Below are 24,313 nucleotides of genomic sequence, written 5' to 3'. Positions count from 1 at the left end.
AGAGAGTGTGAGAGTGCTCGTACTCGTCGCTCCCGGCCAAGGCGCCCAGTCGCCCGGCTTCCTGACTCCCTGGCTCGAACTCCCCGGTGTGGCGGACCGCCTCAAGGCGTGGTCCGACGTGGCGGGGCTCGACCTTGTCCACTTCGGCACCGAGGCCGGTGCGGACGAGATCCGTGACACCGCCGTCGCCCAGCCCCTGCTGGTCGCGGCCGGTCTGGTCTCCACGCAGGCGCTGCTGGACGGCGTCGCGCCGGACGCGGTGCAGGTGGTCGCCGGCCACAGCGTCGGCGAGCTGACGGCCGCCGCCACCGCCGGTGTGCTGAGCGACGAGGACGCGCTTGCGATCGTGCGCCGCCGCGGCCTGGCGATGGCCGAGGCCGCCGCCGTCACCGACACGGGCATGGCCGCGGTACTCGGTGGGGACGCCGACACCGTCGTGGCGCACCTGGAGAAGCTCGGCCTGACCCCGGCGAACATCAACGGTGCCGGGCAGATCGTCGCCGCCGGCACCGCCGAGCAGCTCGCGGCGCTGTCCGCGGACAAGCCGGAGGGCGCCCGGGTGATCCCGCTGAAGGTCGCCGGCGCGTTCCACACTCGGCACATGGCCCCGGCGGTCAGTGCGCTGGAGGACGCCGTGCGGGACGTCGCCGTCAGCGCGCCGCGGGTGCGCGTGGTGTCGAACCGGGACGGCCAGGTGGTCGAGGACGGTGCGGAGTTCGTGCGCCGGCTCGTCGGCCAGGTGGCGAACCCGGTCCGCTGGGACCTGTGCATGGCGACGTTCCGGGACCTGGGCGTGACGGCCGTCGTGGAGGTGTGCCCGGGCGGCACCCTCACCGGTCTGGCCAAGCGCGCGCTGCCCGGCGTGAAGACGCTGGCGCTGAAGTCCCCCGCCGACCTCGACGCGGCCCGCGAGCTGGTCGCCGAGCACGGCACAGCCGAAGAGGAGCCGAGTCGATGACCGCGAAGATCAAGCCCGCACAGGGTTCACCGTACGCGCGGGTGCTCGGCGTCGGCGGCTACCGTCCGACGCGGGTGGTGCCCAACGAGGAGATCCTCAAGCACATCGACTCCTCCGACGAGTGGATCAGGTCGCGCAGCGGCATCGCCACCCGCCACTGGGCGGGGCCCGAGGAGACGGTCGCCGAGATGACGCTCGCGGCTGCGGGCAAGGCGATCGCCCACGCCGGGATCACACCCGCGCAGATCGACGCGGTGATCATCTCCACGGTGTCGCACTTCAAGCAGACCCCTTCGATCGCCACCGAGATCGCCCACCGCCTCGGCACCGGCAAGGCCGCCGCGTTCGACATCTCCGCCGCCTGCGCGGGTTTCGGCTACGGTCTGACCATCGCCAAGGGCCTGATCGTCGAGGGCAGCGCGACCTACACCCTCGTGGTGGGCGTCGAGCGCCTGTCCGACCTGACCGACCTGGAGGACCGCTCCACCGCGTTCCTCTTCGGTGACGGCGCCGGCGCCGTCGTGGTGGGCCCGTCGGAGGAGCCCGCGATGGGCCCCACCGTGTGGGGCTCGGAGGGCGACAAGGCCGACGCGATCACGCAGACCGTGCCGTGGGACGATTACCGCAACGGCACGGTGGAGAAGTTCCCGGCGATCCGGCAGGAGGGCCAGACGGTCTTCCGCTGGGCGGTGTTCGAGATGGCCAAGGTCGCCGAGCAGGCACTGGCCGCGGCCGGCATCACCTCGGCGGACCTGGACGTCTTCGTGCCGCACCAGGCCAACATGCGCATCATCGACTCGATGGTGAAGACCCTGAAGCTGCCGGAGCACGTCACCGTGGCGCGGGACATCGAGCACACCGGGAACACCTCGGCGGCCTCGATCCCGCTCGCCATGGAACGGCTGCTGGAGACCGGTCAGGCCAGGAGCGGCGACACCGCGCTGGTCATCGGCTTCGGGGCGGGTCTCGTCTACGCGGCGACGGTCGTTACTCTCCCCTAGTCCGTCAATCACTACGCCAACCCCTTGTAAGACACAGCAGAAGGAGCGCCAACATGGCCGCCACGCAGGAAGAGATCGTCACCGGTCTCGCCGAGATCGTCAACGAGATCGCCGGTATCCCCACCGAGGACGTGCAGCTCGACAAGTCCTTCACCGACGACCTGGACGTCGACTCGCTGTCCATGGTCGAGGTCGTGGTGGCCGCCGAGGAGCGCTTCGGCGTGAAGATCCCGGACGACGACGTCAAGGGTCTCAAGACCGTCGGTGACGCCGCCACCTACATCCTCAACCACCAGGGCTGAGCCGCTCGCACGGGCGGGACCCGCACCGGGTCCCGCCCCCGCGAGGCTCCGCCCGTCCGGCTCCCGGCGTGACGCCGGTGCCCCTCAGCCCATCGCGGCGGTCAGCCGCTGCACGCACACGCTCAGGGACGGCCAACCGCCTCCCGGCAAGGAGTTCAGGTGTCCGCGAACGACCGAACCGTGGTCGTCACCGGTATCGGCGCCACGACGCCGCTGGGTGGCGACAGCGCCTCGACCTGGGAGGGGCTGACCGCCGGACGTTCCGGCGTCGGCGTGCTGGAGCAGGACTGGGCGGCCGAGCTGCCGGTCCGCATCGCCGCCACCGTGGCGGTGGAGCCGGGCGAGGTGCTTCCGCGCCCGCTCGCCAGGCGTCTCGACCGGTCGGCGCAGTTCGCGCTGATCGCCGCCCGTGAGGCATGGGCGGACGCCGGTTTCGAGGGCAAGGCGGGAGAGGTGGCCGAGGGTTCCTCGGACGCCGCCGTCGACCCGACCCGCCTCGGCACCGTCATCGCCTCCGGCATCGGCGGTGTGACCACCCTGCTCGACCAGTACGACGTGCTGCGGGAGAAGGGCGCCCGGCGGGTGTCCCCGCACACCGTGCCGATGCTGATGCCCAACAGCCCGTCGGCGAACGTCGGCCTGGAGGTGAACGCCCAGGCGGGCGTGCACACCCCGGTCAGCGCCTGCGCCTCCGGCGCGGAGGCCATCGGCTACGCGGTGGAGATGATCCGGTCCGGACGTGCCGATGTGGTCGTCGCCGGCGGCACCGAGGCGGCCGTGCACCCGCTGCCCATCGCCGCCTTCGCCAACATGATGGCGATGTCCAAGAACAACGACGAGCCGCAGAAGGCGTCCCGCCCCTACGACACCGGCCGCAACGGCTTCGTGCTGGGTGAGGGTGCCGGTGTGGTGGTGCTGGAGTCCGCCGAGCACGCGAGCCGCCGCGGCGCCCGCGTGTACTGCGAGGCGCTGGGCCAGGGCCTGTCGGCCGACAGCCACCACATCGCGCAGCCCGAGCCGTCGGGGCGCGGTATCGCCGCCGCCCTGGTGAGCCTGCTGGAGGGCACCGACCTCAAGCCCGAGCAGGTCGTGCACCTCAACGCGCACGCCACGTCCACCCCGCAGGGCGACATCGCGGAGATCAAGGCACTGCGCAAGGTGCTGGGCGAGGACCTGGACCACGTCGCGGTCTCCGCGACCAAGTCCATGACGGGTCACCTGCTGGGCGGGGCCGGCGGCATCGAGACGGTGGCGACCGTTCTCGCGCTGAAGCACCGGATCGCCCCGCCGACGATCAACGTCGTCGACCTCGACCCCGAGGTCGACGCGGACATCGTCCGGGACGAGCCGCGTGAGCTGCCGTCGGGCACCATCGCCGCGCTGAACAACTCGTTCGGCTTCGGCGGCCACAACGTGGTGCTGGCGTTCCGCACCGTCTGACCGCACCGCGCACGCTGACGAGGGAGGGCCGCCCGGTGACCCGGGCGGCCCTCCCTCGTCTCGTGTCACGCACCGGTCGTGCCGGTCGTGCCGGTCGTGGTGGTCAGACCACGCGCTGTCGCGGTGGTCAGTGGTGTCAGACCACCTGGTGCAGCCACCGCACGGGGGCGCCCTCGCCGGCATGGCGGAAGGGTTCGAGTTCGTCGTCCCACGGCTTGCCCAGCAGCCGGGCCACTTCGGCGGCGAGGTCGCTCTCGCCCTGCTCGGCCCTGAGTACGGCCGCGCGCAACCGGTCCTCGGGGATCAGGATGTCGCCGTGCATGCCGGTGACGGCGTGGAAGATGCCCAGCTGCGGGGTGGAGCTGTAGCGCTCGCCCTCGGCCGTCGAGCAGGGTTCCGCCGTGACCTCGAAACGCAGCAGGTGCCAGCCGCGCAGCGCCGAGGCCAACTGCGAGGCGGTGCCGGGATCGCCCTGCCAGGACAGCTCCGCGCGCCAGGTGCCGGGCGAGACGGGCTGTTTGATCCAGTCCAGGCTCGCGGGGGCACCCAGGACGCCCGCGACGGCCCACTCTACGTGCGGGCACAGCGCGCGGGGTGCGGAGTGGACGAACAGGACTCCACGAGTCGTCACCGGGACCTCCAGTGCGGTTCCGGGTGCGCCCTGCGTGGCGGCCCCGGATCCCTAGCGGCCATGCGCCGATAGCGCCTGACATTCTGCCCCATCAGTCGGCGCAGGACCAACCGCTGAGTTACGAACAGTAAACACCATGCACGCCAATCCTCCACAAAAGGGACAGCATGTGACGCGTGGTGAGATTCGGTTCGTGCCACCGTGCCGGTGAGAGCCGCCTGGTGCAAAACTACCGTGCCCGAACGGCGGGCGTGTCACGTACGGTCGTTACCACGGCGGATCAGCCACCGCCCGGTGAGACAGGAGCAACTGAATGCCGGTCAGCGCACACATCCGGCGTCGGGGCGCACGGGCCGCGGCGGGAGCGGGCCTGGTGCTCGCCCTGCTCGCGGGCACCGCCGCCTGCGGCAGCGGCAGCAGCGGCGACGCGGACAACGGCACCGCCTCCTCGCGGGACGCCAGTGGTCCGGCCCGCCCCACCCCCGAGCCCTCGGCGGCCCCCGCGGACGGCCCGGACTCGGTGGCCGCGCTCGGGGACTCCATCACGACGGGCTTCGACACCTGCGACCTGCTGGCGGACTGCCCCGAGGCCTCCTGGTCCACCGGCACCGAGGACGGCATCGACAGCCTGGCCCAGCGGCTGCTCGACGACCCGGCCGGCCGCACCTGGAACCACGCCGTGTCCGGAGCGGTGATGGCGGACCTGCCCGGCCAGGCGCGCAAGGCCGTGGCCAACGAGCCGGGGCTGGTGACGGTGCTGATCGGCGGCAACGACGCGTGCACCGACACCGTCGCGAAGATGACGCCGGTGGCGGACTTCGAGCGGGACTTCCGCACGACCGTGGACACCCTGCGCAAGCAGCTGCCCGACACGCGGATCTTCGTCGCGAGTGTGCCCGACCTCATGCGGCTGTGGACTCAGGGCCGGGGGAACGAGTCCGCCCGGCAGGTGTGGGACATGGGCATCTGCCAGTCGATGCTGCGCGACCCGCTCGCGACGGACGCCGCCTCGAACGAGCGGCGGGACTCGGTGGCGCAGCGCGTCAAGGAGTACAACGCGGTGCTGAAGGAGGTCTGCGAGGCGGACGAGCACTGCACGCACGACGACGGCGCGGTCCACGAGTACCGCTTCACGGCCGCGGAGTTGAGCGGCTGGGACTGGTTCCACCCGAGCCGCAACGGCCAGCGGGTGCTGGCCAGGCTGGCGTACGAGGCCGTAACCTCCGCCTGACCGCCCGGCGCGGGGCCGGTCCGCACGGCGCGTGCCGTGCGGATTGGCCCCGGCGGGGCGCTCCCCGGACCGGCGACTCAGCAGGTCACGGTCGTGCTGAGGCGGGGGTCGGTGAGGCTGCGGCCGACCTCGATACGGTAGCCGCCGTCGAGGTGACGCCAGCGGCCCAGCTCCTCGTCCCACACCTCGAAGGCCCGGTGCGGCACCTCCACCACGGCCTCCACCGTCTCCCCCGGGTTCGCCGTGACGGTGGCGAACCCGGCCAGCCACCGCTCGGGGCGTTCCGCGCCGCCAGGATCGAGCGGCGCCACATACAGCTGGACCGTCTCCCGTCCCGGCCGGGCACCGGTGTTGCGCAGGACCACGGTGGCCCGCAGGCGCACCTCGCCCTCACCCTGCGGGAGGCCGCCGTCCGCGGCTCGGCGGACGGTGAGGGAGTCGTAGGACCACTCCGTGTAGCCCAGGCCGTGGCCGAAGGGGTAGGCGGGCTCGGTGCCGGCCTGCTGCCAGGCCCGGTAGCCGATGAACACGCCTTCTTCGTAGACCAGTTCGCCGTCCTCGGGCACGACGCGGCTGACCGGCGCGTCGGTGAGCCGGGCCGGCCAGGTGGTGGGCAGCCGCCCACCGGGTTCGGCCGCGCCCAGCAGCACGTCGGCGAGTGCTGCGCCGGCCTCCTGGCCGGGGAACCAGGTGAGCAGCACCGCCGCGACCTCCTCACGCCACGGCATCTCCACCGGCGACCCGGAGTTGACCACGACGACCGTGCGCGGGTTCGCGGCTGCGACGGCCCGCACCAGGTCGTCCTGGCGGCCGGGCAGGGCCAGGGTGGTGCGGTCGAAGCCCTCGCTCTCCACCAGGTCGGTGGTGGCGACCACCACCACCGCGGCCTGGGCCGACCGGGCTTCCTCGGCCGCCTCGGCGATCAGCTCGTCCGGGTCCCGACGCGGGTCCAGGTGCATCAGGGCAAAGCCGACGGCCTGCACCGGCGCGTCGGCCGGCTTGCGCACGGTGTGCCGCAGGGCGACCTCCACGGGTGAGCCCGCGGTCAGTTCCACCTGGCCCCGGTCCTCGGGGGCACCGAAGAACACGTCGAACGGGTCGCCCTCGGGTGCGGACTGGGTACCGGCGAACAGCTCCCGGCCGTCCACCGTGAGGCGGAACTCGCCGACCCCGCGGGTGCCGAAGGCGTGGGCGCCGCTCTCCCTGGGCGTGAACGTGCCGGTGATCTCGACGCTGTGCAGGGCGTCCCACTCCACACCGTCGGGCAGCTCGCTCAGCCACTGGACCTGGCCGGTGGGCAGCGGCCCGCCGCCCAACTCACTCCCGGCGGCGTCCCGGCAGGTGGTACGCAGTTCGAAGCCCTGCGCCGCGACGAGCAGGCGGTCGTTGGGGTCGGCGCCGAGCGAGTAGCTGAGCGCGCCCTGCGGCAGCGCGTCGCGCAGGCCGTCCAGCGGTGCCACGATCCGGTCGGGGAAGACGGTGGCGGAGCCGCCGCCCAGTACCCGCGCGTCCCTGGCCGCGGCTCCGCTGAGCGCGATCCGGCCCGCCGGGCGCGGAGCCAGCGGCAGCACCGGCGCGCCTCCGGGGCCGCTGTTGCGCACCAGGACGAACGAGCGGGTGGCGACCTCCCGCGCCACCTCGCGGCCGTCGAGCGGGGCGGGCAGGTCGTCGGGGTCGACGGCCGGCGCCACCGTGTCGAGAGCGCCCACCCGGGCGGCCAGCAGCAGCACCCGGCGCACCGCGTCGTCGACCCGGGCCTCCTCGACCCGTCCCGCACGCACGGCCTCGGCCAGGGCCGGTCCGTAGACGGTCCGCGGGCCCGGCATCGCCACGTCCAGGCCGCCGGTCAGGGCGCGCTCGGTGTCGCGGGCGGCCAGCCAGTCGGAGACGATCACACCGTCGAAGCCCCACTCACCGCGCAGCACGCCGTTCTGCAACCGGTCGTGCTCGGTCATGGTGGGGCCGTTGACGGAGTTGTAGGCGCTCATCACCGCCCAGGGCCGCGCCCGCGCGGTGATGATCTCGAACGGCCGCAGGTACAGCTCACGCAGAGCGCGCTCGCCGACCACGTTGTTCACGGTGAAGCGGTCGGTCTCGGCGTCGTTGGCGACGAAGTGCTTGACGGTGGCGGCGACTCCGCCGTCCTGCACCCCTGCCACGTACCCGCTGCCGACCAGGCCGGTGAGCAGCGGGTCCTCGCTGTAGGACTCGAAGTGCCGCCCGCCCAGCGGGGAGCGGTGCAGGTTGACGGTGGGGGCGAGCAGCACGTGCACACCCTTGCGGCGGGCCTCCTGGGCGAGCAGGCGGCCCGCGCGGCGGGCCAGCTCCGGGTCCCAGGTGGCGGCCAGCGCGGTGGGCGAGGGCAGCGCGACGGACGGGTCGTCGGCGCTCCAGCGCACCCCGCGCACCCCCACAGGTCCGTCGGACATGACCAGCGAGGCGAGACCCGCCCCGGGCACCGCCGGCAGCGTCCAGGTGTCCTGGCCGGCGAGCAGCCGGGCCTTGGTGTCCAGGTCCAGCAGGCGAAGCGCCTGCTCGACGGCGGAGGCCGCTGCCGCGGCCCACTTCCCGGCCTCGGTGCCGGACGTGGGACCGGAGCCGGACGAGCCGGACGGGGGGCCGGAGTCGGGCGTGGGGTGGAGGGGGCGAGTCACGAAGGGGTGCCTTTCGGTCGGAGGGCGCGTCACCGTGCGCTGCGGATGCGGGTGACCAGCAGGGAGCCGAGTGCCGCGCTGGCGGCTGCCAGCGCGAACAGCAGCGTGTAGTTGTCGCCGCCCCCGGTGAGCAGCACCGCGGGCGCGATCATGGGCATCAGCGACTGGGGCAGGGCGTTGGCGATGTTGACCACGCCGAGGTCCTTGGCCGGGTTGTCCGGGTCGGGCAGCACTTCGGTGATGAGTGCGAGGTCGACCGCGTAGAACAGTCCGCCGCCGATGCCGGTGACGGCGAGGGCGACGGCGAGCCAGGTGAGGTCCGGTGCGGCGGCCAGCATCGCCAGGCCGGTGGCCACGACGAGGCCGGAGGCGATGACGAACGGTTTGCGGCGGCCCGTTCGGTCGGAGATCCAGCCGCCGGCGAAGGCGGTCAGTGCCTGGAGTGCGAAGTTGAGGGCGACGAGGCCGGCGACGGTCCCGGCCGTGCGGGCGGGTGTGGAGTCCAGGAGGAACGGCACGTAGTACACCAGGTACGTCATCGGCGCGACGGCGCCGAAGACCACCAGGAACTTGGTGAGCCAGGCCCAGCCGAAGTCCGGGTGCCGCCGCGGGTCGAAGACGAAGCTGGTGAGGAACTCGCGTACGGAGAACGGCTGCGGCGCGTCTGCGGGCCGCTGGTCGCGCAGGCTGCGGGCGAACCAGCCGACCAGCACGACGGTCAGCACCACGGGCAGCAGCAGCTGGGCCCGCAGGTCGGGCACGAGGGCGACGATGCCCGCGCCGACGAGCACGGCGGCGGTGACTCCGGCACCGACCGCGCCGGAGGCCCTGCCGCGGCCGTCGGGCGGCACCTGGTCGGGAATGGTCGCCAGCAGCGCGGCGTAGACGGCGTTGAAGGAGGTCTGCACCAGCGACCAGCCCAGGACGAGCGCGGGCACCGAGGGCACGAGGGCGATGACCGCCAGGCCCAGCACGCCTCCGGCGACTCCGCCGACCAGCCAGGGGCGGCGGCGCCCGTAGCGGGACCGCGTGCGGTCGGAGAGCCGGCCGGCCGCGGGGTTGGCGACGAGGGCGAAGACCGCGCCGACGCCCAGGACGAGGCCGAGCACGGCTTCCTTGTTGTCCGGGGCGACCTCGGCGACGCGCAGCGCCAGGGTGAGGACGACCGGGGTCATCAGGGCGGTGTACAGCCCCAGGGTGGCGGCTCCGAGCAGCGGGACGTAGCCCGGCGGTGCGGCCTGCGGGTTCTTCGACAGCGGTGGCCGGTCGGGAACCCCGGCGGTGGTCCTGCGCACTGCGGTACCTCCTCGGCGGGGCCGGTGTCGCCCGCCATAGTGGCGGCAATCACCTGTAGAGCGGTAGGTGTCGTCATGAATGCGTTATCTGCGGAGTGTCGTAAGGTCGCCGCAGGACGCCGGAGGCAGCCCGGCAGGCGCGGCTCCCGCGGGAGGGAACGTTGATGGCACGGGCCAGGCACGGGGTGCGCGGCGAGGAGCGGCGGGCGGAGATCCTGCGGACCGCACTGGAGGTCATCGCCGAGCGGGGGTACCGCGGCGCGACGCTGGGGGCGGTGGCCGAGCGGGTGGGCCTCACCCAGCAGGGCGTGCTGCACTACTTCCCGACGAAGGAGGCGCTGCTCATCGCGGTGCTGGAGGAGCGGGACGCCTGGGACACCGGCGGCACGGCCGGGCGGCGGGAGCGCAGCGATCCGCCGTGGCCGCTGTCGGGGTTCGCGACGCTCGTCGAGTACAACACCATGCGGCCCGGCATCGTGCAGACCTTCTCCGCGCTGCTCGGGGAGAGCGTCACTGAGGGGCATCCGGCCCGCGACTACTTCCGCGAGCGATACGCCTACGTGCGGGAGGGTCTGGCGGACACCCTGCGGGCGGAGTTCGGCGAGCGGCTGCCGAGCGGGCTGACCCCCGAGCAGGCGGCGCCGCTGATCATCGCGGTGATGGACGGGCTGCAGTACCAGTGGCTGCTGGACCCGGACGCGGTGGACATGCCGGCGGCGTTCCGGTCCCTGCTGGCGGTCCTGGAGCACGGCGCCTGAACAACCGCGCGGAGAACCCGCGTACGACCCATTGACTGCGCGCGCACGGCGTCATTACGTTCACTCCAGCATTTCGAACGTGTGTCGATATCTCGAACGTGACGACGAGGGGTCAGTGTGCGTATCACCCGGATCAGTACCCATGTGGCCGGAACTCCCTGGCGCAACCTCACCTTCGTGCAGGTCCACACGGACGAGGGGCTGGTGGGCGTCGGCGAGACCCGCATGCTGGGGCACACCGACGCGCTGCTCGGCTACCTGCGCGAGGCCGAGGTCAACCACGTGCGGGGCTCGGACCCGTTCGCGGTGGAGGACCTGGTGCGGCGGATGAAGTACGGCGACTACGGACGGGCCGGCGAGATCGTGATGTCCGGCATCGCCTGCGTGGAGATGGCGTGCTGGGACATCAAGGGCAAGGCGCTCGGGGTGCCGGTGTGGCAGCTCCTGGGCGGCCGGGTCACCGACCGGGTGAAGGCGTACGCCAACGGCTGGTACACCGTCGAACGCACCCCGGAGGCGTTCCACCAGGCCGCCCGCACCGTGGTCGAACGCGGTTACCGGGCCCTGAAGCTCGACCCGTTCGGCGCCGGGCGGGCCGAGCTGGACCACGCCGAGACCGTGCACTCCGTCGCCCTCGTCGAGGCCGTCCGCGACGCCGTCGGCCCGGAGACCGAGCTGCTGGTGGAGATGCACGGTCGGTTCAGTCCTGCGACGGCCGTCCGGCTGGCCGGCGAACTGGCCCCCTACCGGCCGGCGTGGCTGGAGGAACCGGTTCCGCCGGAGAACCTCAAGGCGCTGGCCAAGGTCGCCGAGAAGGTGGACCTGCCGATCGCCACCGGCGAGCGCATCCACGACCGGATCGAGTTCCGGGAGCTCTTCGAGTCGCAGGCGGCGGACGTCATCCAGCCGGACGTGGGGCACCTGGGCGGCATCCTGGAGGCCCGCAAGCTCGCCGCCACCGCGGAGACGCACTACGTGCTGGTCGCACCGCACAACGTCGGCGGCCCGGTGCTCACCGCGGCCTCCCTGCAACTTGCCGGCTGCACACCGAACTTCAAGATCCTGGAGCACTTCAACGACTTCGCGGACGCGGCGGTCGGCGCGGTGGCCAAGGGCGCGCCGCAGGTGGTGGACGGCTACTTCACACTGCCCGACGCACCCGGCCTGGGCGTGGAGTTCGACGCGGACGCCGCCGCTGAGTTCCCGCAGCAGCAGGCCCGGTTCGACCTGTGGGCCGAGGGCTGGGAGAAGCGCGACCCCACCGGGAGCGCCCGGTGACCCGGCAGGTCCGGGCGGTCGTGGTCGACCGGCCGGGCAGCCACCGGCTCGTCACCGGCCCCGCCGCCGAACCGGCGCCGGGCGAGGCCCGGGTGGCGGTCGCCGCCGCCGGGCTCTGCGCCAGCGACCGCGAACTCTACGAGGGCACCCGCGCCGAGGGGTACGTGCGCTACCCGGTGGTGCCGGGGCACGAGTGGTCGGGCACCGTCGAAGCGGTCGGCGAGGGCGTCCCGGCCGCCCTGGTGGGACGCCGGGTGGTGGGTGAGGGGTTCCGCAACTGCCTGGTCTGCGACCGTTGCCGCGAGGGCGCGACCACACTGTGCACCGGCGGCTACGAGGAGACCGGCTTCACCCTGCCCGGCGCGTTCGCCGACGTGCTCACCCTGCCCGCCAGGCTGCTGCACACCCTCGGAGACGACGCCGACCCGGCCGCCGCCGCCCTGCTGGAACCCGCCGCCGTCGCCGCCGCCGCGGTGCTGGCCGGCGGCCCCGCGACGGCCGCACGGGTGGCGGTGGTCGGGGCCGGCACGCTCGGCCTGCTGGCCGTGCAGCTGCTGGCCGCTGCCTCGCCCGCCGAACTGCTGGTGGTCGACCCCCGGGTGGGGCGCGCCGAGCAGGCGCTCACCATGGGGGCGACGGCCGCGCTCTCCCCGGCGGACGCGGTGGCCGCGCACGGCGCCGCGGACCTGGTGGTGGAGACGGCCGGGGCTCCCAGCACCGCCGCGGACGCCTGCCTGCTGGCCCGCCGCGGCGGGCGGGTGGTGCTGACCGGCATGTTCGAGGCGGGAGCGCACGGCATCGACCCGGTCCACCTGTCCGTCAGCCAGCTCACCGTCAGCTCGGTGTTCGGTGCGCCGCCCGCCGCGTGGACCCACGCGGTGCGGGCGTTCCGGGCAGGGCTGCTTGACCCCGGACCGCTGATCACCCACGAGTTCGCGCTGACGCAGTTCGCCGAGGCCGTCGCCCTGGTCGGCAGCGGCCGACCGGAGGTGGGAAAGGTCCTGCTGCGCCCCTGAACCGCCCGGCGGGCCGACCGCGCCCGCCGCTCGCCATCCAGCCCGAACGTTGTCCGATATTTCGAACCGGGAGCACCGTGACCTCCGCTCAGTCCTTCCCGCCCGCCGCCCAGTCCTCCCCGCCCGCCCGGCGACCCGCCGAGTCCGCCTTCGCCCGCCTGGGCCTGCCCGTGCCCGGCGACCACCGGCCTCCCCCGTCCGCCCGGTCCTTCCCCGACGGCGGCACCTGGCGCACCGAGATCCCGTCCGTCGAGGGACCCGAGGTGCTGGCCGCCGTACTGAAGGAGGCCGCCGACCTCGACGTCCCGCTGCACCGCGTCAGCCAGGGCAGCGGCGTGTGGATGCTGACCGACACCGAGATCACCGAGATGGTGGAGGCCTGCGCCGCGCACCGGGTGGAACTGTGCCTGTTCACCGGGCCGCGCGGCTCCTGGGACATCGGCGCCGGAACCCGCACCGACAGCGGCGGCGCCGGACTGCACGCCAGGGGCCACGACGCCGTCGCGGGCTGCGTGGAGGACGCCCTGCGGGCCGCCGAACTGGGCGTGCGCTGCCTGCTGGTGGCCGACGAGGGTGTGCTGTGGCTGCTGCACCGGCTGCGCGCCCAGGGCGTGCTGCCAGCCGACACCACCCTGAAGGTGTCCGCGCTCATCGGCCCGGTCAACCCCTACTCGTTCATGCTGCACGAGCGGCTCGGCGCGGACTCCGTCAACGTGCCCTCGGACCTGACGCTGGACCACCTCGCCGAGATGCGGCGCACCGCCGCCGCGCCGATGGACTTCTACCTGGAGGCGCCCGACGACCTCGGCGGCTACGTGCGGATGTACGACGTCGCCGAACTGATCCGCTGCGCCGCGCCGATCTACCTGAAGTTCGGCCTGAGCCGCGCACCGGCGCTCTACCCGTACGGCCACCAGCTGCGTGAGGCCGCCCTGGGCTCCGCCCGGGAGCGGGTGCGACGCGGCCGGCTCGCCCTCGACCTGCTGGCCCGCCTCGGGGGTGACGGCGGGATGTCCCCGCTGGGCTCCCGGTCGCCGGGCGAGTTGACCCGCTTTCCCGCCCTGTAGAAGGAGGAACCCACCATGCGCACCACCCGAGCCGCAGTCGCCGCCACCGCCGTCCTCAGCCTCGCCCTCACCGCCTGCGGGCAGAGCGAGGGACGCGGCGGCGGATCGGACAAGGACACCGAGGGCGGGACCGTCGGCATCGCGATGCCGACCAAGTCCTCCGAGCGCTGGATCGCCGACGGCCGCAACATGGCCGAACTGTTCGAGGAGAAGGGCTACAAGACCGACCTCCAGTACGGCGACGACCGGGTCGAGAACCAGGTCTCGCAGCTGGAGAACATGATCTCCAAGGGCCACCGCGCCCTCGTGGTCGCCGCGATCGACGGGTCCTCGCTGACCGACGTGCTGCGCAGCGCCAAGGAGGCCGGCATCCCCGTCATCTCCTACGACCGGCTGATCCGCGGCACCGAGAACGTCGACTACTACGCCAGCTTCGACAACGAGCGGGTCGGCAAGCTCCAGGCGCAGTACATCGTGGACGCCCTGAAGCTGGAGGAGAACCCCGAAGAGAAGTTCAACATCGAGATGTTCGCCGGCTCGCCCGACGACAACAACACCACCTACTTCTGGCAGGGCGCCCAGCAGGTGCTCAAGCCGTACCTGGACGGCAAGCAGCTCGTGGTGCGCAGCGGCCAGACCAAGATGAACCAGGTCACCACCCTGCGCTGGGACGGCGGCACCGCGCAGAAGCGCATGGACGACCTGCTCAGCCGGCACTACGCCGACGAGGACGTGCACGCGGTGCTGTCGCCGTACGACGGCATCTCCATCGGCGTCATCTCGGCGCTGAAGTCCGTCGGCTACGGCAGCTCCGGCAAGGACTACCCCGTCGTGACCGGGCAGGACGCCGAACTGGCCTCGGTGAAGTCGATCATCGCCGGGCAGCAGACCCAGACCGTCTACAAGGACACCCGCAAGCTCGCCAAGCAGGCGGTGCAGATGACGGACGCGGTGCTGACCGGGGGCAAGCCCGAGACCAACGACGAGAAGACGTACGACAACGGCGTCAAGACCGTGCCGGCGTACCTGCTCGACCCGGTGAGCATCGACCGCGACAACACCGACCTGCTCGTGGAGGAGGGCTACTACGAGGCGGGGCAGCTGAAGTGAGCGGCCCCGTCCTCCAGATGCGGGACATCACCAAGACCTTCCCGGGGGTCACCGCGCTGTCCGGGGTCGACCTCACCGTGGGGGCGGGCGAGGTGCACGCGATCTGCGGCGAGAACGGCGCCGGCAAGTCGACGCTGATGAAGGTGCTCAGCGGCGTGCACCCGCACGGCTCCTACCAGGGCGAGATCCTCTTCGAGGGCGAACCCGTGGCGTTCCGCGACATCCGGGCCAGCGAGCGGCGCGGCATCGTCATCATCCACCAGGAACTCGCCCTCGTCCCGCACCTGTCCATCGCGGAGAACATCTTCCTCGGCAACGAGCACGCCCACCGCGGCGTGGTCAGCTGGAGCGAGACGCACCGGCACGCCGCCCGGCTGCTGAAGCGGGTCGGTCTGCCGGACCGGCCGCAGACGCGGATCGCCGATCTCGGGGTGGGCCGGCAGCAGCTCGTCGAGATCGCCAAGGCGCTGGCCAAGGAGGTGCGGCTGCTGATCCTCGACGAGCCGACGGCGGCGCTCAACGACGAGGACAGCGACAAGCTGCTCGACCTCATCCTGGAGCTGCGCGGCCAGGGCATCGCCTGCATCCTCATCTCGCACAAGCTCGGCGAGATCCGCCGGGTCGCCGACTCCGTCACCATCCTCCGCGACGGCCGCACGGTCGAGACACTCGCCGTGCGGGACGGCCCCGGGACGGAAGCGGGAAACGTGAGCAACGTGACCAGCATCGCCTCCGTGTCGGAGGAGCGCATCATCCGCGGCATGGTGGGGCGCGACCTCGACCACCGCTTCCCGCCGCGCACCCCCTACCGCGGCGAGGACGCGGGCCGCACGGCGCTGGAGGTGCGCGGCTGGACGGTGCACCACCCGGTGGACCACCAGCGCAAGGTCGTCGACGACGTGTCCCTCCAGGTGCGGTGCGGGGAGATCGTGGGGCTGGCCGGGCTGATGGGCGCCGGGCGGACCGAGCTGGCGATGAGCGTCTTCGGCCGCTCCTACGGCAGTTACGCCTCCGGGACGGTGTGGATCGACGGCCGCGAGGTCCGCACCCGCAGCGTTCCGGAGGCCGTCGGGCACGGGCTCGCCTACGTCACCGAGGACCGCAAGAAGTACGGCCTCAACCTGATCGACGACATCCGGCGCAACATCTCGCTGGCCTCGCTCGGCAGCTTCGCCCGGCGCGGCGTGGTCGACGAGCACGCCGAGCGGCGGGTCGCCGAGGGCTACCGCACGTCGATGAACATCAAGGCGCCGTCCGTCTTCGAGCAGGTCGGCCGGCTCAGCGGCGGCAACCAGCAGAAGGTCGTGCTGAGCCGGTGGATCCACGCCGACCCCGAGGTGCTGATCCTCGACGAGCCGACCCGCGGCATCGACGTGGGCGCCAAGTCCGAGATCTACACCGTCATCGACAAGCTGGCCGCCCGCGGCAAGGCGGTGGTGTTCATCTCCTCCGAACTCCCCGAGCTGCTCGGCATGTGCGACCGGATCTACACCATGGCCGCCGGACGGCTCACCGCCGAGGTACCGCGGGCCGAGGCCACCCAGGAGGTGCTCATGCGCCACATGACCCAGGACAGGAGCTGACCTGATGAGTCCGGTCACCACCACCAGGCCCGACGGGCCGAAGGCGCCCGCCGCGCCTCCCTCCGGCGGCGGGCTGATCGGTCCGCTGCTGACCGCGGTCCGGACGAACATGCGGCAGTACGGCATGCTCATCGCCCTCGCGCTGATCGTGCTGCTGTTCCAGGTGTGGACCGACGGCACGCTGCTCACGCCGCGCAACGTCTCCAACCTGATCCAGCAGAACGGCTACATCCTCATCCTCGCGATGGGCATGATGATCGTCATCATCGCCGGGCACATCGACCTGTCGGTGGGCTCGCTGTGCGCGTTCGTCGGCGCGATGGCGGCCGTGATGATGGTCAACCACCAGTTCCCCTGGCCGGTGGCGCTCGGCGCCTGCCTGCTGATCGGAGCCGCCGCGGGGGCCTGGCAGGGCTTCTGGATCGCGTATGTGGGCATTCCGTCGTTCATCGTGACGCTGGCCGGCATGCTGCTGTTCCGCGGCGCCACCCAGATCGTGCTGGAGGGGCAGTCGCTGTCGCCGTTCCCGCGCGGGTTCCAGAACATGGCGCAGGGCTTCCTGCCGGAGGTCGGGCCGCACACGAACTACCACAACCTGACGCTGCTGCTGGGCGCCGGTGTGCTGGCGTTCGTGCTGTTCCAGGAGTGGCGCGACCGGCGCAGGCAGGTCGCCTACGAACTGGACGTGCTGCCGTTCAGGTTGTGGCTGATCAAGCTGGGGGCGGTGGTCGCGGCGGTGGCGGCGTTCACCATGACGCTGGCCAGCTACCGCGGGGTACCGGTGGTGCTGCTGGTCATGTGCGGCCTGCTGATCGGCCTGGGGTTCGTGATGCGCAACGCGGTCGTGGGCCGGCACGTGTACGCCCTGGGCGGCAACAAGGCGGCGGCGAAGCTCTCCGGGGTGAAGGACCGGCGCGTCACGTTCCTGGTGTTCGTCAACATGGGCGTGCTCGCCGCGCTGGCCGGCTGCGTCTACGCCGCCCGGCTCAACGCCGGCACCCCGCAGGCGGGCCTGATGTTCGAACTGGAGGCGATCGCGGCGGCGTTCATCGGCGGCGCCTCCATGACCGGCGGCGTGGGCACCGTGCTGGGCGCGGTGATCGGCGGGCTGGTGCTGGGCGTGCTCAACAACGGCATGTCCCTGGTGGGCGTGGGCACCGACTTCCAGCAGGTCATCAAAGGGCTGGTGCTGCTGGCCGCGGTCGGGTTCGACGTCTGGAACAAGCGCAAGGTCGGCACCTGACGGCCTCGGCGCCGGGCGGACCGGGCGCTCGCGCGCCGGCAAGGCGACAGGCCGCCCCCGCCGACGGGCGGGGACGGCCTGTCGCCGAAGCGCTGCCGGTCAGGCGACCGTGAGCGTGACGTCGATGTTGCCGCGGGTGGCGGCGGAGTAGGGGCACACCTCGTGCGCCTTCTCCAGCAGCTGGCGGGTGGTCTCGGCGTCCAGGTTCGGGATGCTGGCCGTCAGGTTGACGGTCAGGCCGAAGCCGCCGGCCGGCGTCTTGCCGAGGCCGACCTCCGCGGTGATGGTGGAACCGGTGACGTCCGCCTTCATGCGGCGGGCGACGAGGCTGAGCGCGCTCTGGAAGCAGGCGCTGTAGCCCGCCGCGAACAGCTGCTCGGGGTTGGTGCCCTCGCCACTGCCGCCCATCTCCTTCGGCGGGTTGACGACCACGTCGAGCCGGCCGTCGTCAGTGGCGACGCGGCCGTCCCGGCCGCCCTGCGCGGTGGCGACGGCGGTGTAGGCGACCTCTACGGGCTGGATGGACATGAAGAGTTCCTCCTGGGGAGTGAAGTGACCGGGGGCTCGCGCCCACGACCCTCCGGTCGGGGGTGAGTCTAGATGCCGGGCCGCTCGGGGCACACCCCTGCCCGGCGGGCGGTCAGTCGCCGAGGCCGACGACCATCTTTCCGGTGTTGGCGCCGCGCAGCATGCCCAGGAACGCGTCGGCCGCGTTCTCCAGGCCGTCGACGACCGTCTCGCGGTACCGCAGCTCACCGGAGTTGATCCAGGCGGCGGTCTCCTGGACGAACTGCTGCTGGATCGGGGCGTGGTCGGCGACGAGCAGCCCCTGGAGCCGCAGCCGCTTCCCGATGATCTGCGCCATGTTGCGCGGGGCGGCGGGCGGCTCGCTGTCGTTGTACTGGGCGATCATGCCGCAGGCGGCGATCCGGCCGTGCACGCGCAGGCTGTCGATCGCGGCCTCCAGGTGCTCGCCGCCGACGTTGTCGAAGTAGACGTCGATGCCGTCAGGGGCGGCCTGGCCCAGCTGCTCGGCCACCGGGCCGTCCTTGTAGTTGAAGGCGGCGTCGAAGCCGAACTCCTCGGTCAGCAGCTGGACCTTCTCCTTCGAGCCGGCGCTGCCGATCACCCGGGAGGCGCCCTTGAGCCGGGCGATCTGGCCGACCTGGCTGCCGACGGCCCCGGCCGCGCCGGAGACGAACACCGCGTCGCCCTCCTTGAAGGAGGCCACCTCCAGCAGCCCGGCGTAGGCGGTGAGGCCCGGCATGCCGAGCACGCCGAGGTAGGCGCTGAGCGGCGCGAGGTCGGGGGAGACCGGTGTGGCGTGCCGCGCTTCGAGCGTGGCGTACTCCCGCCAGCCCAGCTGGTGCAGCACGTGGTCACCGGGCGCGAACCCTTCGGCCTCCGAGGCGACCACCACACCGACGGCGCCGCCGTCCATGGCCTTGTCGAGCCTGAACGGGGGCACGTAGGACTTGACGTCGTTCATCCGGCCCCGCATGTACGGGTCGACGGACATGTACAGGTTGCGGACCAGGATCTGGCCCTCACCGGGCGGACGCACCGGTGCTTCCCTCAGGGCGAAGTCCTCCGTGGTGGGCCAGCCGTCGGGGCGGGCGGTCAGCTGCCATTCACGTCCCGTGGTGGGCAGGCTCATGCGGAACACCTCCAGTTGCTTCAGGTTCTGAAACAACACTGCACCTGAATATTTCATGTTGTCAACCAAGTGGGTATCCTGGTGTGCATGACGTCGCCCAGGAACCCCGCCGATCCGCTGACCCGCGAGGTGGTCGAGCTCATCGGCACGGTGGTCGCCCGCTACCACGAGGAGTACGCCGAGGCCGCCGCCGGCTACCAGCTCACCGGCGCCCAGGCACGGGTGCTGGCACTGCTGCTGGCCGGCCCGACGCCCATGCGCCGGATAGCGGAGCAGCTCAAGTGCGAGCCGTCCAACGTGACCGGCATCGTGGACCGGCTGGAGAGCCGCGGCCTGGTGGAACGGCGGCCGGACACGGCGGACCGCCGGGTGAAGCTGGCGGCGGCGACGGACCCCGGCCTGGAGACGGGCGCCCGGCTGCGCGAGTCACTGGGCGACTTCGCCCGGGAGCCGCTGGCAGGCCTCACCGAGGCCGAGCGCACCGTGCTGCGCGACCTGCTGCAGCGCATGCTGGGCACCCCGCCCGCGCCCTGACGGCGGGCGGGGCGGGCGGGGCGGGCCGTGCGACGAGGGCGGGCGGGGCGGGTTGACGCGATGCGACGCGGCGGGATCAGCCGGCGAAGGCCGGCTGCGGCAGGCCCTGGCCCGCGCCGGGCACCACCAGCAGGGAACCGGCCAGCGGGCAGCGGGAGGGGTCGGTGCCGATCCGGGCCGTGGTGAGGTAGATGTCGGTCAGGTCAGGTCCGCCGAAGGCGCAGGCCGTCACCCGGGGGGCGGGCACCGACACCACACGGTCCAGCCGCCCTTCGGGGGTGTAGCGGCGGACCGCGCCGCCGTCCCAGAGCGCCACCCACACGCAGCCGTCGGCATCCACGGTCAGCCCGTCCGGCCAGCCCGCCCCGGGCTCGATGACCGCCAGCGGACGGCGTCCGGACACCGCCGCACCCGCGGGCCCGCCGTCCGGGTGCACGTCGAAGACGTCGATCCGCCGGGTGGGGCTGTCGACGTAGTACATGAGCCGCCCGTCCGGGCTCCAGCCGGTGCCGTTGCTGACCGTGACCGAGGGCAGCACCGTGGTGCGGGTGCCGTCCGGGGCCAGGCGGGCGAGCGTGCCGCCGCCGGGCCGCTCGTCGTCGCGCATCGTGCCTGCCCACAGCGCGCCGTCCGGCGCCACCGCCGCGTCGTTGCCGCGGCGACCCGGCTGCGGGTCGTGGTGCAGCCAGCGGAAGCCGCCCTCGCGCGGGTAGACACCCACGCCGTCGCGCAGGTTGACCACCAGTCCGCCACCGGTGGTGGGCTTCGCCGCGCCGACGGGCTGCTCGGTGGCCAGCACGGTGCGGCGGCCAGAGGCGGGGTGCAGGCCGTGCACGCGGGAGGAGAGGATGTCGACCCACAGCAGTCGGCCGGTCGCCGGGTCCCAGGTCGGGCCCTCACCGAGCACGGCCTCGGCCCGCACCGCCACCTCGGGTGTCCGCCGGGCGCTCACGTCTCGCTCCGGTGGCCCAGGCGCTCGGACAGCTCGCCCGCTCCGCGCACCACGAGGTCCTCCAGCTCCTTCCGGCGCTGCGCGGTCCAGCGCACGGTCGGCACCGACACCGACAGCGCGGCGACCACCTCCCCGGTGGCGTCCCGGACCGGGGCCGCGACGCAGCTCACGTCCGGGTTCGACTCGCGCTCCTCCACCGCGATGCCGCGCCGCGCCGCCTCCGCCAGTGCCTCGCGCAGCTCCTCCGGCGAGGTGAGGGAGTGCGCGGTCAACGCGGTCAGCGGCGGTCCGTCCGGACCGGGCAGCCGCGCGTCCAGCTCCTGCGGCGGCAGCGAGGCGAGCAGCATCTTGCCCACCGCCGTGCAGTGGGCGGGCAGCCGCCGCCCTGCGGCGGAGACCATGCGCACGGCGTGCGTGCTGTCGACCTTGGCGACGTACAGCACGTCGGCGTGCTCCAGGACGGCGACGTGCACCGTCTCACCGCAGGTGTCCGCGACGGACCGGGCGACCTGGTGCCCCTCGCGGGCCAGGTCCAGCTGCTCGGCGTAGCGGCTGCCGAGCTGGTAGGTGCGCACCCCCAGCCGGTAGCGGCCGGGGCTGCCGGGCTCCGGAGCCAGGTAGGAGCGGGCGGTGAGCGTGGTGACCAGCTCGTGCACGGTGGTGCGGGGCAGCTGGAGGCAGCGGGTGATCTCCGGGGCTGACCGGGTGCCGTCGCCCTCCAGGAAGAGTTCAAGAATGTCCAGCGCTCTGGTCACCGCCGGTACGTGACGCCCCATCGCCGGCCCTCCCCTCGTCGGGGGGCCGTTTCCGGCCGACCCCGCGTTCGAAACCTCGAAAGCTGATCGGTATGACGAACGCAGCGTATCCGGGCCGGTCACGTACGGGCAACGGTCGGCGCCGTGCGGGCGGGGGACGGCGGGGACGCCCGGCTCGGCGCCGGGTCAGCCCAGCTCGCCGCGCAGGCGCTTGGCGCGCAGCACCAGCTCCATGGCGAAGCGCATGTCGGGGTCGTCGATGCCGTCGCCCCACAGCTCCCTGATCTGCCGCAGCCGGTAGCGGACCGTCTGCGGGTGCACGCCCAGCCGGTTGGCGACCTCGGGCGCGCCGCCACGGGTCTCCAGCCAGGCCAGCAGGGTCTCGGCCAGGCGGCGGGAGTGGGTGGGGCCGCAGTCGGCGAGGGGGGCGAGCAGCCGGCGGCCGAGGTCGTCGATGAGTTCGGCCGGAGGCAGCAGCACCAGCGCCTCGGTGTGCTCGGTGCAGTGCAGCAGGCCGCCGCCGGGCAGCTGTCCGTGTTCCATCAGGGCGACCGCGCACTGCGCCCAGCGCAGCGACTTCGCGGCGTCGGACAGCGGCACGGGCGGGCCGATGGCGCCCGTCCACCCGGCCGTCGCCCGGCGCAGCAGTTCGGCGCGGCCGGCCGCGTCCGGGTCGGGCACGATCATGAGCGGCTGCTCGCGTTCCATGTCGAGCAGTACGTCGGGGCCCACCGCGGGGGGTACCGACTCGCGGGCCGGCCGGACCAGCACGGCGACGGCCAGGCTCTCCGGCAGCGGCCAGCCGATCCGGGCGGCCCGCTCGGCGAGCATCGTCTGCAGCGAGCTGTCGTCGCGGTGCTGCTCGGTGAGCAGCAGATCCAGCAGCCGCCGCTGGAGGCGCAGCCGCTCGCCCGCCTGCCGGGCGGCGGCCTCCGCGTAGCCGCGGACGGACTCCGCGACCAGCCCGTCGAGGTACTGGAACCCCGACTCGGCCAGCTCGTACATGGCGGGCGCGGGGATCTGCGCCTGCTGCCCGATCTCCGCGAGCCGCCGCCAGGCCAGACGCACGCCGAGCCGGTAGATGGCCTGGAGGGAGTCGAGGCTGCGGCCCTGGAGCAGTTCGCCCCGGCCGAACTCCTGGAAGACGGGCGGGTGAACGTGGGGACTGCCCAGGCCGGTGGCGAGGTGCTCGACGAAGTGCTCCAGCGCCCGCCGGATGCCGACGAGGGACATCGGCTCGCCCGACTCGTCGAGGATCACCGGAAGCGTGGGGTACTCGCGGCGGATCTCCCGCAGGATGTCCTCCGCGAGCACCGGGATCTCGTTCCGGGCCCGTTCGGTGAACGTCCGCACCCTGACCGGCGGGACGTCCCGCCAGGCGGAGTCCACCGTGACGGTCATGATCACTCCTCGTCGGTGGCGGGTGACGAACCTCCCGCCGAGTCGTCCGGGGAGGCTTCACCGTCAACGCTGTCGTCCGCCCCCTGCTGGGGGAAGTGGACCAGCGGCACGTTGGGCTGCTCCGGGGAGGCGTTGAGGAGAGCGACCGCCCCGAACGCCGTCCCCACCGCGAGAAGCGCCGCGGCGAGGCAGGTCAGAGCGGCTGCGAGGAGTCTGGGCATGGTGCTGCGGACCTCTCTGCACGGATGCACGGCACCAGCAGTCGCCCCCGACACCAGTTCGTCTGCTGAGTGTGGAAGGGCATTGACGTGCTGTCAAGAGTTCGCCTACGGTCACCGGCCCAGACAGGTGTTACCGACTGTCTTCATTTGTTGTATGAACGCGCACCACCATCACCCGGGAGCACCCGCATGCGCCGTTCCGCCTCTCCACTGTCGCTGATCCTCCTGGGATTCGGCGTGTTTCTGCTGGTCCTGGCCCCGATGCTGGCCTGGTACGTGGAACCCAGAGCCAAACGCACACCCATCGACATCGACACCACGACCGTCTTCACCGGCAAGGGCCGGTACTTCGACCAGGCCGCCCTGGAGACGAAGGACGACCAGAGCCTGACCATCACGCGCCGCGTCCTGGGCAACGTCTCGGAGAGCGAGAAGAACGACGTCGCGGTCTGGGACGTGTCGACGACGATCGACAACCCCGAGACGCTGCCGCACGGGGACCCGCGCCGGTCGTTCCTGTGGACCACCGAGCGCTGGGTCACCGACCGAGCGACCAACAAGCCGGTCCACTGCTGCGACGAGGCGCCCCGCCGGTTCCAGGGCGACGCCTACCTGAAGTTCCCCTTCGGCGTGGAGGAGAAGAGTTACCGCTGGTGGGACGGCACGCTGAAGGACACCGTGCCGCTCCGCTACCAGGACCGGGCGAAGGTCCAGGGCTACGAGGGCATGCGCTTCACGGGCAGCGTCGAGCCCACCCGGTCCGGTTCGCGCCAGGTGCCCGGCCGGCTGGTCGGCCTGCCGGACCGCCCCCAGGTGAACGCCGAGGAGTGGTACGCGAACTCCGGCGTCGAGCTGATCGTCGACGAGCGCACCGGCCGCATCCTCAAGGCGTCGATCGGCCCGCGTCTGACCCTGCGCGCACCCGGCAGCGACAAGGACGCGGTGGTGCTGCTGGAGAGCAAGCGACTGTCGTTCGACACCAAGACGCAGCGCACCCAGGTGGACCTGGCCTCGGCGGACAGCAAGCGGCTGGAGCTGGTCGGCGAGACCGTGCCGGCCGCCGGTGGTATCGCCGGTCTGCTTCTGGCCGGAGTCGGCGCGGTACTCGTCGCCCGGGGACGCTCCCGCGACACGGAAGCTCGCCGCGATGATGAGACTCGCCAGTAAGTCGAGGGCAAATTGTCACCTCGGTGAGTAGCCCGATCGTCGACCGCGGCGAAAACTGA

23 protein-coding genes are annotated in these 24,313 nt (G+C 72.6%); 14 read left to right on the top strand and 9 right to left on the bottom strand.

The genetic code is table 11. The annotated features are described in order from the left end of the window. Nucleotides 1–13: 13 nt before the first annotated feature. The 4 genes from QNO07_RS11115 (at nucleotide 14) to QNO07_RS11100 (ending at nucleotide 3,701) form a co-directional block, all read left to right on the top strand. Nucleotides 14–958, top strand: a complete 945-nt coding sequence (locus QNO07_RS11115) for an ACP S-malonyltransferase (protein WP_283991738.1) — start codon at nucleotides 14–16, stop codon at nucleotides 956–958. After that, on the top strand, nucleotides 955–1,959 hold the full coding sequence (locus QNO07_RS11110) for a ketoacyl-ACP synthase III (protein WP_283991610.1): 1,005 nt from the start codon (nucleotides 955–957) through the stop codon (nucleotides 1,957–1,959). Before QNO07_RS11115 ends, QNO07_RS11110 begins: the two co-directional genes overlap by 4 nt. A 53-nt stretch (nucleotides 1,960–2,012) precedes the next feature. Then, a complete protein-coding gene (locus QNO07_RS11105; protein WP_283991609.1) occupies nucleotides 2,013–2,261 on the top strand; it encodes an acyl carrier protein in 249 nt (82 codons plus the stop codon). Between the two features lie 159 nt (nucleotides 2,262–2,420). Continuing rightward, a complete protein-coding gene (locus tag QNO07_RS11100) occupies nucleotides 2,421–3,701 on the top strand; it encodes a beta-ketoacyl-[acyl-carrier-protein] synthase family protein (protein WP_283991608.1) in 1,281 nt (426 codons plus the stop codon). A gap of 136 nt (nucleotides 3,702–3,837) precedes the next feature. Here the strand turns inward: QNO07_RS11100 and QNO07_RS11095 are convergent, their stop codons facing one another. Further along, nucleotides 3,838–4,332 (bottom strand): DUF3145 domain-containing protein, encoded by a 495-nt coding sequence (locus QNO07_RS11095; RefSeq protein ID WP_283991607.1) that lies wholly within the window; start codon nucleotides 4,330–4,332, stop codon nucleotides 3,838–3,840. 313 nt (nucleotides 4,333–4,645) lie between these two features. Here QNO07_RS11095 and QNO07_RS11090 point away from each other — a divergent pair, with 313 nt between their 5' ends. Then, entirely contained in the window at nucleotides 4,646–5,563 is a 918-nt protein-coding gene (locus QNO07_RS11090; protein ID WP_283991606.1) for an SGNH/GDSL hydrolase family protein, read from the top strand. A gap of 77 nt (nucleotides 5,564–5,640) precedes the next feature. Here QNO07_RS11090 and QNO07_RS11085 read toward each other — a convergent pair whose 3' ends face one another. Both QNO07_RS11085 and QNO07_RS11080 read right to left on the bottom strand, forming a co-directional pair. After that, nucleotides 5,641–8,085 (bottom strand): glycoside hydrolase family 3 protein, encoded by a 2,445-nt coding sequence (locus tag QNO07_RS11085; RefSeq protein WP_502961819.1) that lies wholly within the window; start codon nucleotides 8,083–8,085, stop codon nucleotides 5,641–5,643. A gap of 161 nt (nucleotides 8,086–8,246) precedes the next feature. After that, nucleotides 8,247–9,512 (bottom strand): MFS transporter, encoded by a 1,266-nt coding sequence (locus QNO07_RS11080; RefSeq protein WP_283991604.1) that lies wholly within the window; start codon nucleotides 9,510–9,512, stop codon nucleotides 8,247–8,249. A 164-nt stretch (nucleotides 9,513–9,676) separates the two neighbouring features. On the opposite strand from QNO07_RS11080, the gene QNO07_RS11075 reads away from it, so the two are divergent. From QNO07_RS11075 to mmsB, 7 genes are all read left to right on the top strand, one after another. Further along, nucleotides 9,677–10,270 (top strand): TetR/AcrR family transcriptional regulator, encoded by a 594-nt coding sequence (locus tag QNO07_RS11075; protein WP_283991603.1) that lies wholly within the window; start codon nucleotides 9,677–9,679, stop codon nucleotides 10,268–10,270. A 117-nt stretch (nucleotides 10,271–10,387) separates the two neighbouring features. Next, complete coding sequence (locus QNO07_RS11070) at nucleotides 10,388–11,548, top strand: mandelate racemase/muconate lactonizing enzyme family protein (RefSeq protein WP_283991602.1); 1,161 nt, start codon at nucleotides 10,388–10,390, stop codon at nucleotides 11,546–11,548. Further along, on the top strand, nucleotides 11,545–12,564 hold the full coding sequence (locus QNO07_RS11065; RefSeq protein WP_283991601.1) for a zinc-dependent alcohol dehydrogenase: 1,020 nt from the start codon (nucleotides 11,545–11,547) through the stop codon (nucleotides 12,562–12,564). The genes QNO07_RS11070 and QNO07_RS11065 overlap by 4 nt, the downstream gene beginning before the upstream one ends. Nucleotides 12,565–12,641: 77 nt before the next feature. Continuing rightward, nucleotides 12,642–13,631: a hypothetical protein gene (locus QNO07_RS11060; RefSeq protein ID WP_283991600.1), complete on the top strand. Its 990-nt coding sequence runs from the start codon at nucleotides 12,642–12,644 to the stop codon at nucleotides 13,629–13,631. 15 nt (nucleotides 13,632–13,646) lie between these two features. After that, complete coding sequence (chvE, locus tag QNO07_RS11055) at nucleotides 13,647–14,741, top strand: multiple monosaccharide ABC transporter substrate-binding protein (RefSeq protein WP_283991599.1); 1,095 nt, start codon at nucleotides 13,647–13,649, stop codon at nucleotides 14,739–14,741. After that, complete coding sequence (mmsA, locus tag QNO07_RS11050; protein WP_502961814.1) at nucleotides 14,738–16,324, top strand: multiple monosaccharide ABC transporter ATP-binding protein; 1,587 nt, start codon at nucleotides 14,738–14,740, stop codon at nucleotides 16,322–16,324. The genes chvE and mmsA overlap by 4 nt, the downstream gene beginning before the upstream one ends. A 4-nt stretch (nucleotides 16,325–16,328) precedes the next feature. Continuing rightward, the gene (gene mmsB / locus QNO07_RS11045; RefSeq protein WP_283991598.1) at nucleotides 16,329–17,567 is read left to right on the top strand and encodes a multiple monosaccharide ABC transporter permease; all 1,239 of its coding nucleotides are present in this window, start codon (nucleotides 16,329–16,331) and stop codon (nucleotides 17,565–17,567) included. Nucleotides 17,568–17,666: 99 nt separating this feature from the next. Here mmsB and QNO07_RS11040 read toward each other — a convergent pair whose 3' ends face one another. Beyond that, nucleotides 17,667–18,095 carry an organic hydroperoxide resistance protein gene (locus QNO07_RS11040; RefSeq protein WP_283991597.1) on the bottom strand — a complete coding sequence of 143 codons (429 nt, stop codon included), beginning with the start codon at nucleotides 18,093–18,095 and terminating at the stop codon, nucleotides 17,667–17,669. A gap of 112 nt (nucleotides 18,096–18,207) precedes the next feature. Continuing rightward, nucleotides 18,208–19,224 (bottom strand): NADP-dependent oxidoreductase, encoded by a 1,017-nt coding sequence (locus tag QNO07_RS11035; RefSeq protein ID WP_283991596.1) that lies wholly within the window; start codon nucleotides 19,222–19,224, stop codon nucleotides 18,208–18,210. A gap of 87 nt (nucleotides 19,225–19,311) precedes the next feature. Between QNO07_RS11035 and QNO07_RS11030 the strand changes: the two genes are divergently transcribed. Then, complete coding sequence (locus QNO07_RS11030; protein ID WP_283991595.1) at nucleotides 19,312–19,758, top strand: MarR family winged helix-turn-helix transcriptional regulator; 447 nt, start codon at nucleotides 19,312–19,314, stop codon at nucleotides 19,756–19,758. 76 nt (nucleotides 19,759–19,834) lie between these two features. Here the strand turns inward: QNO07_RS11030 and QNO07_RS11025 are convergent, their stop codons facing one another. From QNO07_RS11025 to QNO07_RS11010, 4 genes are all read right to left on the bottom strand, one after another. Continuing rightward, entirely contained in the window at nucleotides 19,835–20,710 is an 876-nt protein-coding gene (locus QNO07_RS11025) for an SMP-30/gluconolactonase/LRE family protein (protein ID WP_283991594.1), read from the bottom strand. Next, the gene (locus tag QNO07_RS11020) at nucleotides 20,707–21,486 is read right to left on the bottom strand and encodes an IclR family transcriptional regulator (RefSeq protein ID WP_283991593.1); all 780 of its coding nucleotides are present in this window, start codon (nucleotides 21,484–21,486) and stop codon (nucleotides 20,707–20,709) included. Before QNO07_RS11020 ends, QNO07_RS11025 begins: the two co-directional genes overlap by 4 nt. Before the next feature lie 165 nt (nucleotides 21,487–21,651). Beyond that, nucleotides 21,652–22,866, bottom strand: coding sequence for a PucR family transcriptional regulator (locus QNO07_RS11015; protein ID WP_283991592.1), 1,215 nt, complete (start codon nucleotides 22,864–22,866; stop codon nucleotides 21,652–21,654). Between the two features lie 2 nt (nucleotides 22,867–22,868). Then, nucleotides 22,869–23,087 carry a hypothetical protein gene (locus tag QNO07_RS11010; RefSeq protein ID WP_283991591.1) on the bottom strand — a complete coding sequence of 73 codons (219 nt, stop codon included), beginning with the start codon at nucleotides 23,085–23,087 and terminating at the stop codon, nucleotides 22,869–22,871. A gap of 189 nt (nucleotides 23,088–23,276) precedes the next feature. Here QNO07_RS11010 and pgfA point away from each other — a divergent pair, with 189 nt between their 5' ends. Beyond that, nucleotides 23,277–24,254 (top strand): cell envelope lipid trafficking protein PgfA, encoded by a 978-nt coding sequence (gene pgfA, locus QNO07_RS11005; RefSeq protein WP_283991590.1) that lies wholly within the window; start codon nucleotides 23,277–23,279, stop codon nucleotides 24,252–24,254. Nucleotides 24,255–24,313 lie beyond the last annotated feature (59 nt).

The organism is Streptomyces sp. 549, from assembly GCF_030124175.1.
GTDB lineage: Bacteria > Actinomycetota > Actinomycetes > Streptomycetales > Streptomycetaceae > Streptomyces.
This window is presented reverse-complemented; position numbering and strand designations above follow the sequence as displayed.

Bases quoted from the DNA above. Each gene is read 5' to 3' on its own strand.
- QNO07_RS11110 (WP_283991610.1), top strand. From the start codon at position 955: ATGACCGCGAAGATCAAGCCCGCACAGGGTTCACCGTACGCGCGGGTG.
- QNO07_RS11105 (WP_283991609.1), top strand. From the start codon at position 2,013: ATGGCCGCCACGCAGGAAGAGATCGTCACCGGTCTCGCCGAGATCGTC.
- QNO07_RS11090 (WP_283991606.1), top strand. From the start codon at position 4,646: ATGCCGGTCAGCGCACACATCCGGCGTCGGGGCGCACGGGCCGCGGCG.
- QNO07_RS11075 (WP_283991603.1), top strand. From the start codon at position 9,677: ATGGCACGGGCCAGGCACGGGGTGCGCGGCGAGGAGCGGCGGGCGGAG.
- chvE (WP_283991599.1), top strand. From the start codon at position 13,647: ATGCGCACCACCCGAGCCGCAGTCGCCGCCACCGCCGTCCTCAGCCTC.
- mmsB (WP_283991598.1), top strand. From the start codon at position 16,329: ATGAGTCCGGTCACCACCACCAGGCCCGACGGGCCGAAGGCGCCCGCC.
- QNO07_RS11040 (WP_283991597.1), bottom strand. From the start codon at position 18,095: ATGTCCATCCAGCCCGTAGAGGTCGCCTACACCGCCGTCGCCACCGCG.
- QNO07_RS11035 (WP_283991596.1), bottom strand. From the start codon at position 19,224: ATGAGCCTGCCCACCACGGGACGTGAATGGCAGCTGACCGCCCGCCCC.
- QNO07_RS11030 (WP_283991595.1), top strand. From the start codon at position 19,312: ATGACGTCGCCCAGGAACCCCGCCGATCCGCTGACCCGCGAGGTGGTC.
- QNO07_RS11020 (WP_283991593.1), bottom strand. From the start codon at position 21,486: ATGGGGCGTCACGTACCGGCGGTGACCAGAGCGCTGGACATTCTTGAA.
- QNO07_RS11015 (WP_283991592.1), bottom strand. From the start codon at position 22,866: ATGACCGTCACGGTGGACTCCGCCTGGCGGGACGTCCCGCCGGTCAGG.
- QNO07_RS11010 (WP_283991591.1), bottom strand. From the start codon at position 23,087: ATGCCCAGACTCCTCGCAGCCGCTCTGACCTGCCTCGCCGCGGCGCTT.
- pgfA (WP_283991590.1), top strand. From the start codon at position 23,277: ATGCGCCGTTCCGCCTCTCCACTGTCGCTGATCCTCCTGGGATTCGGC.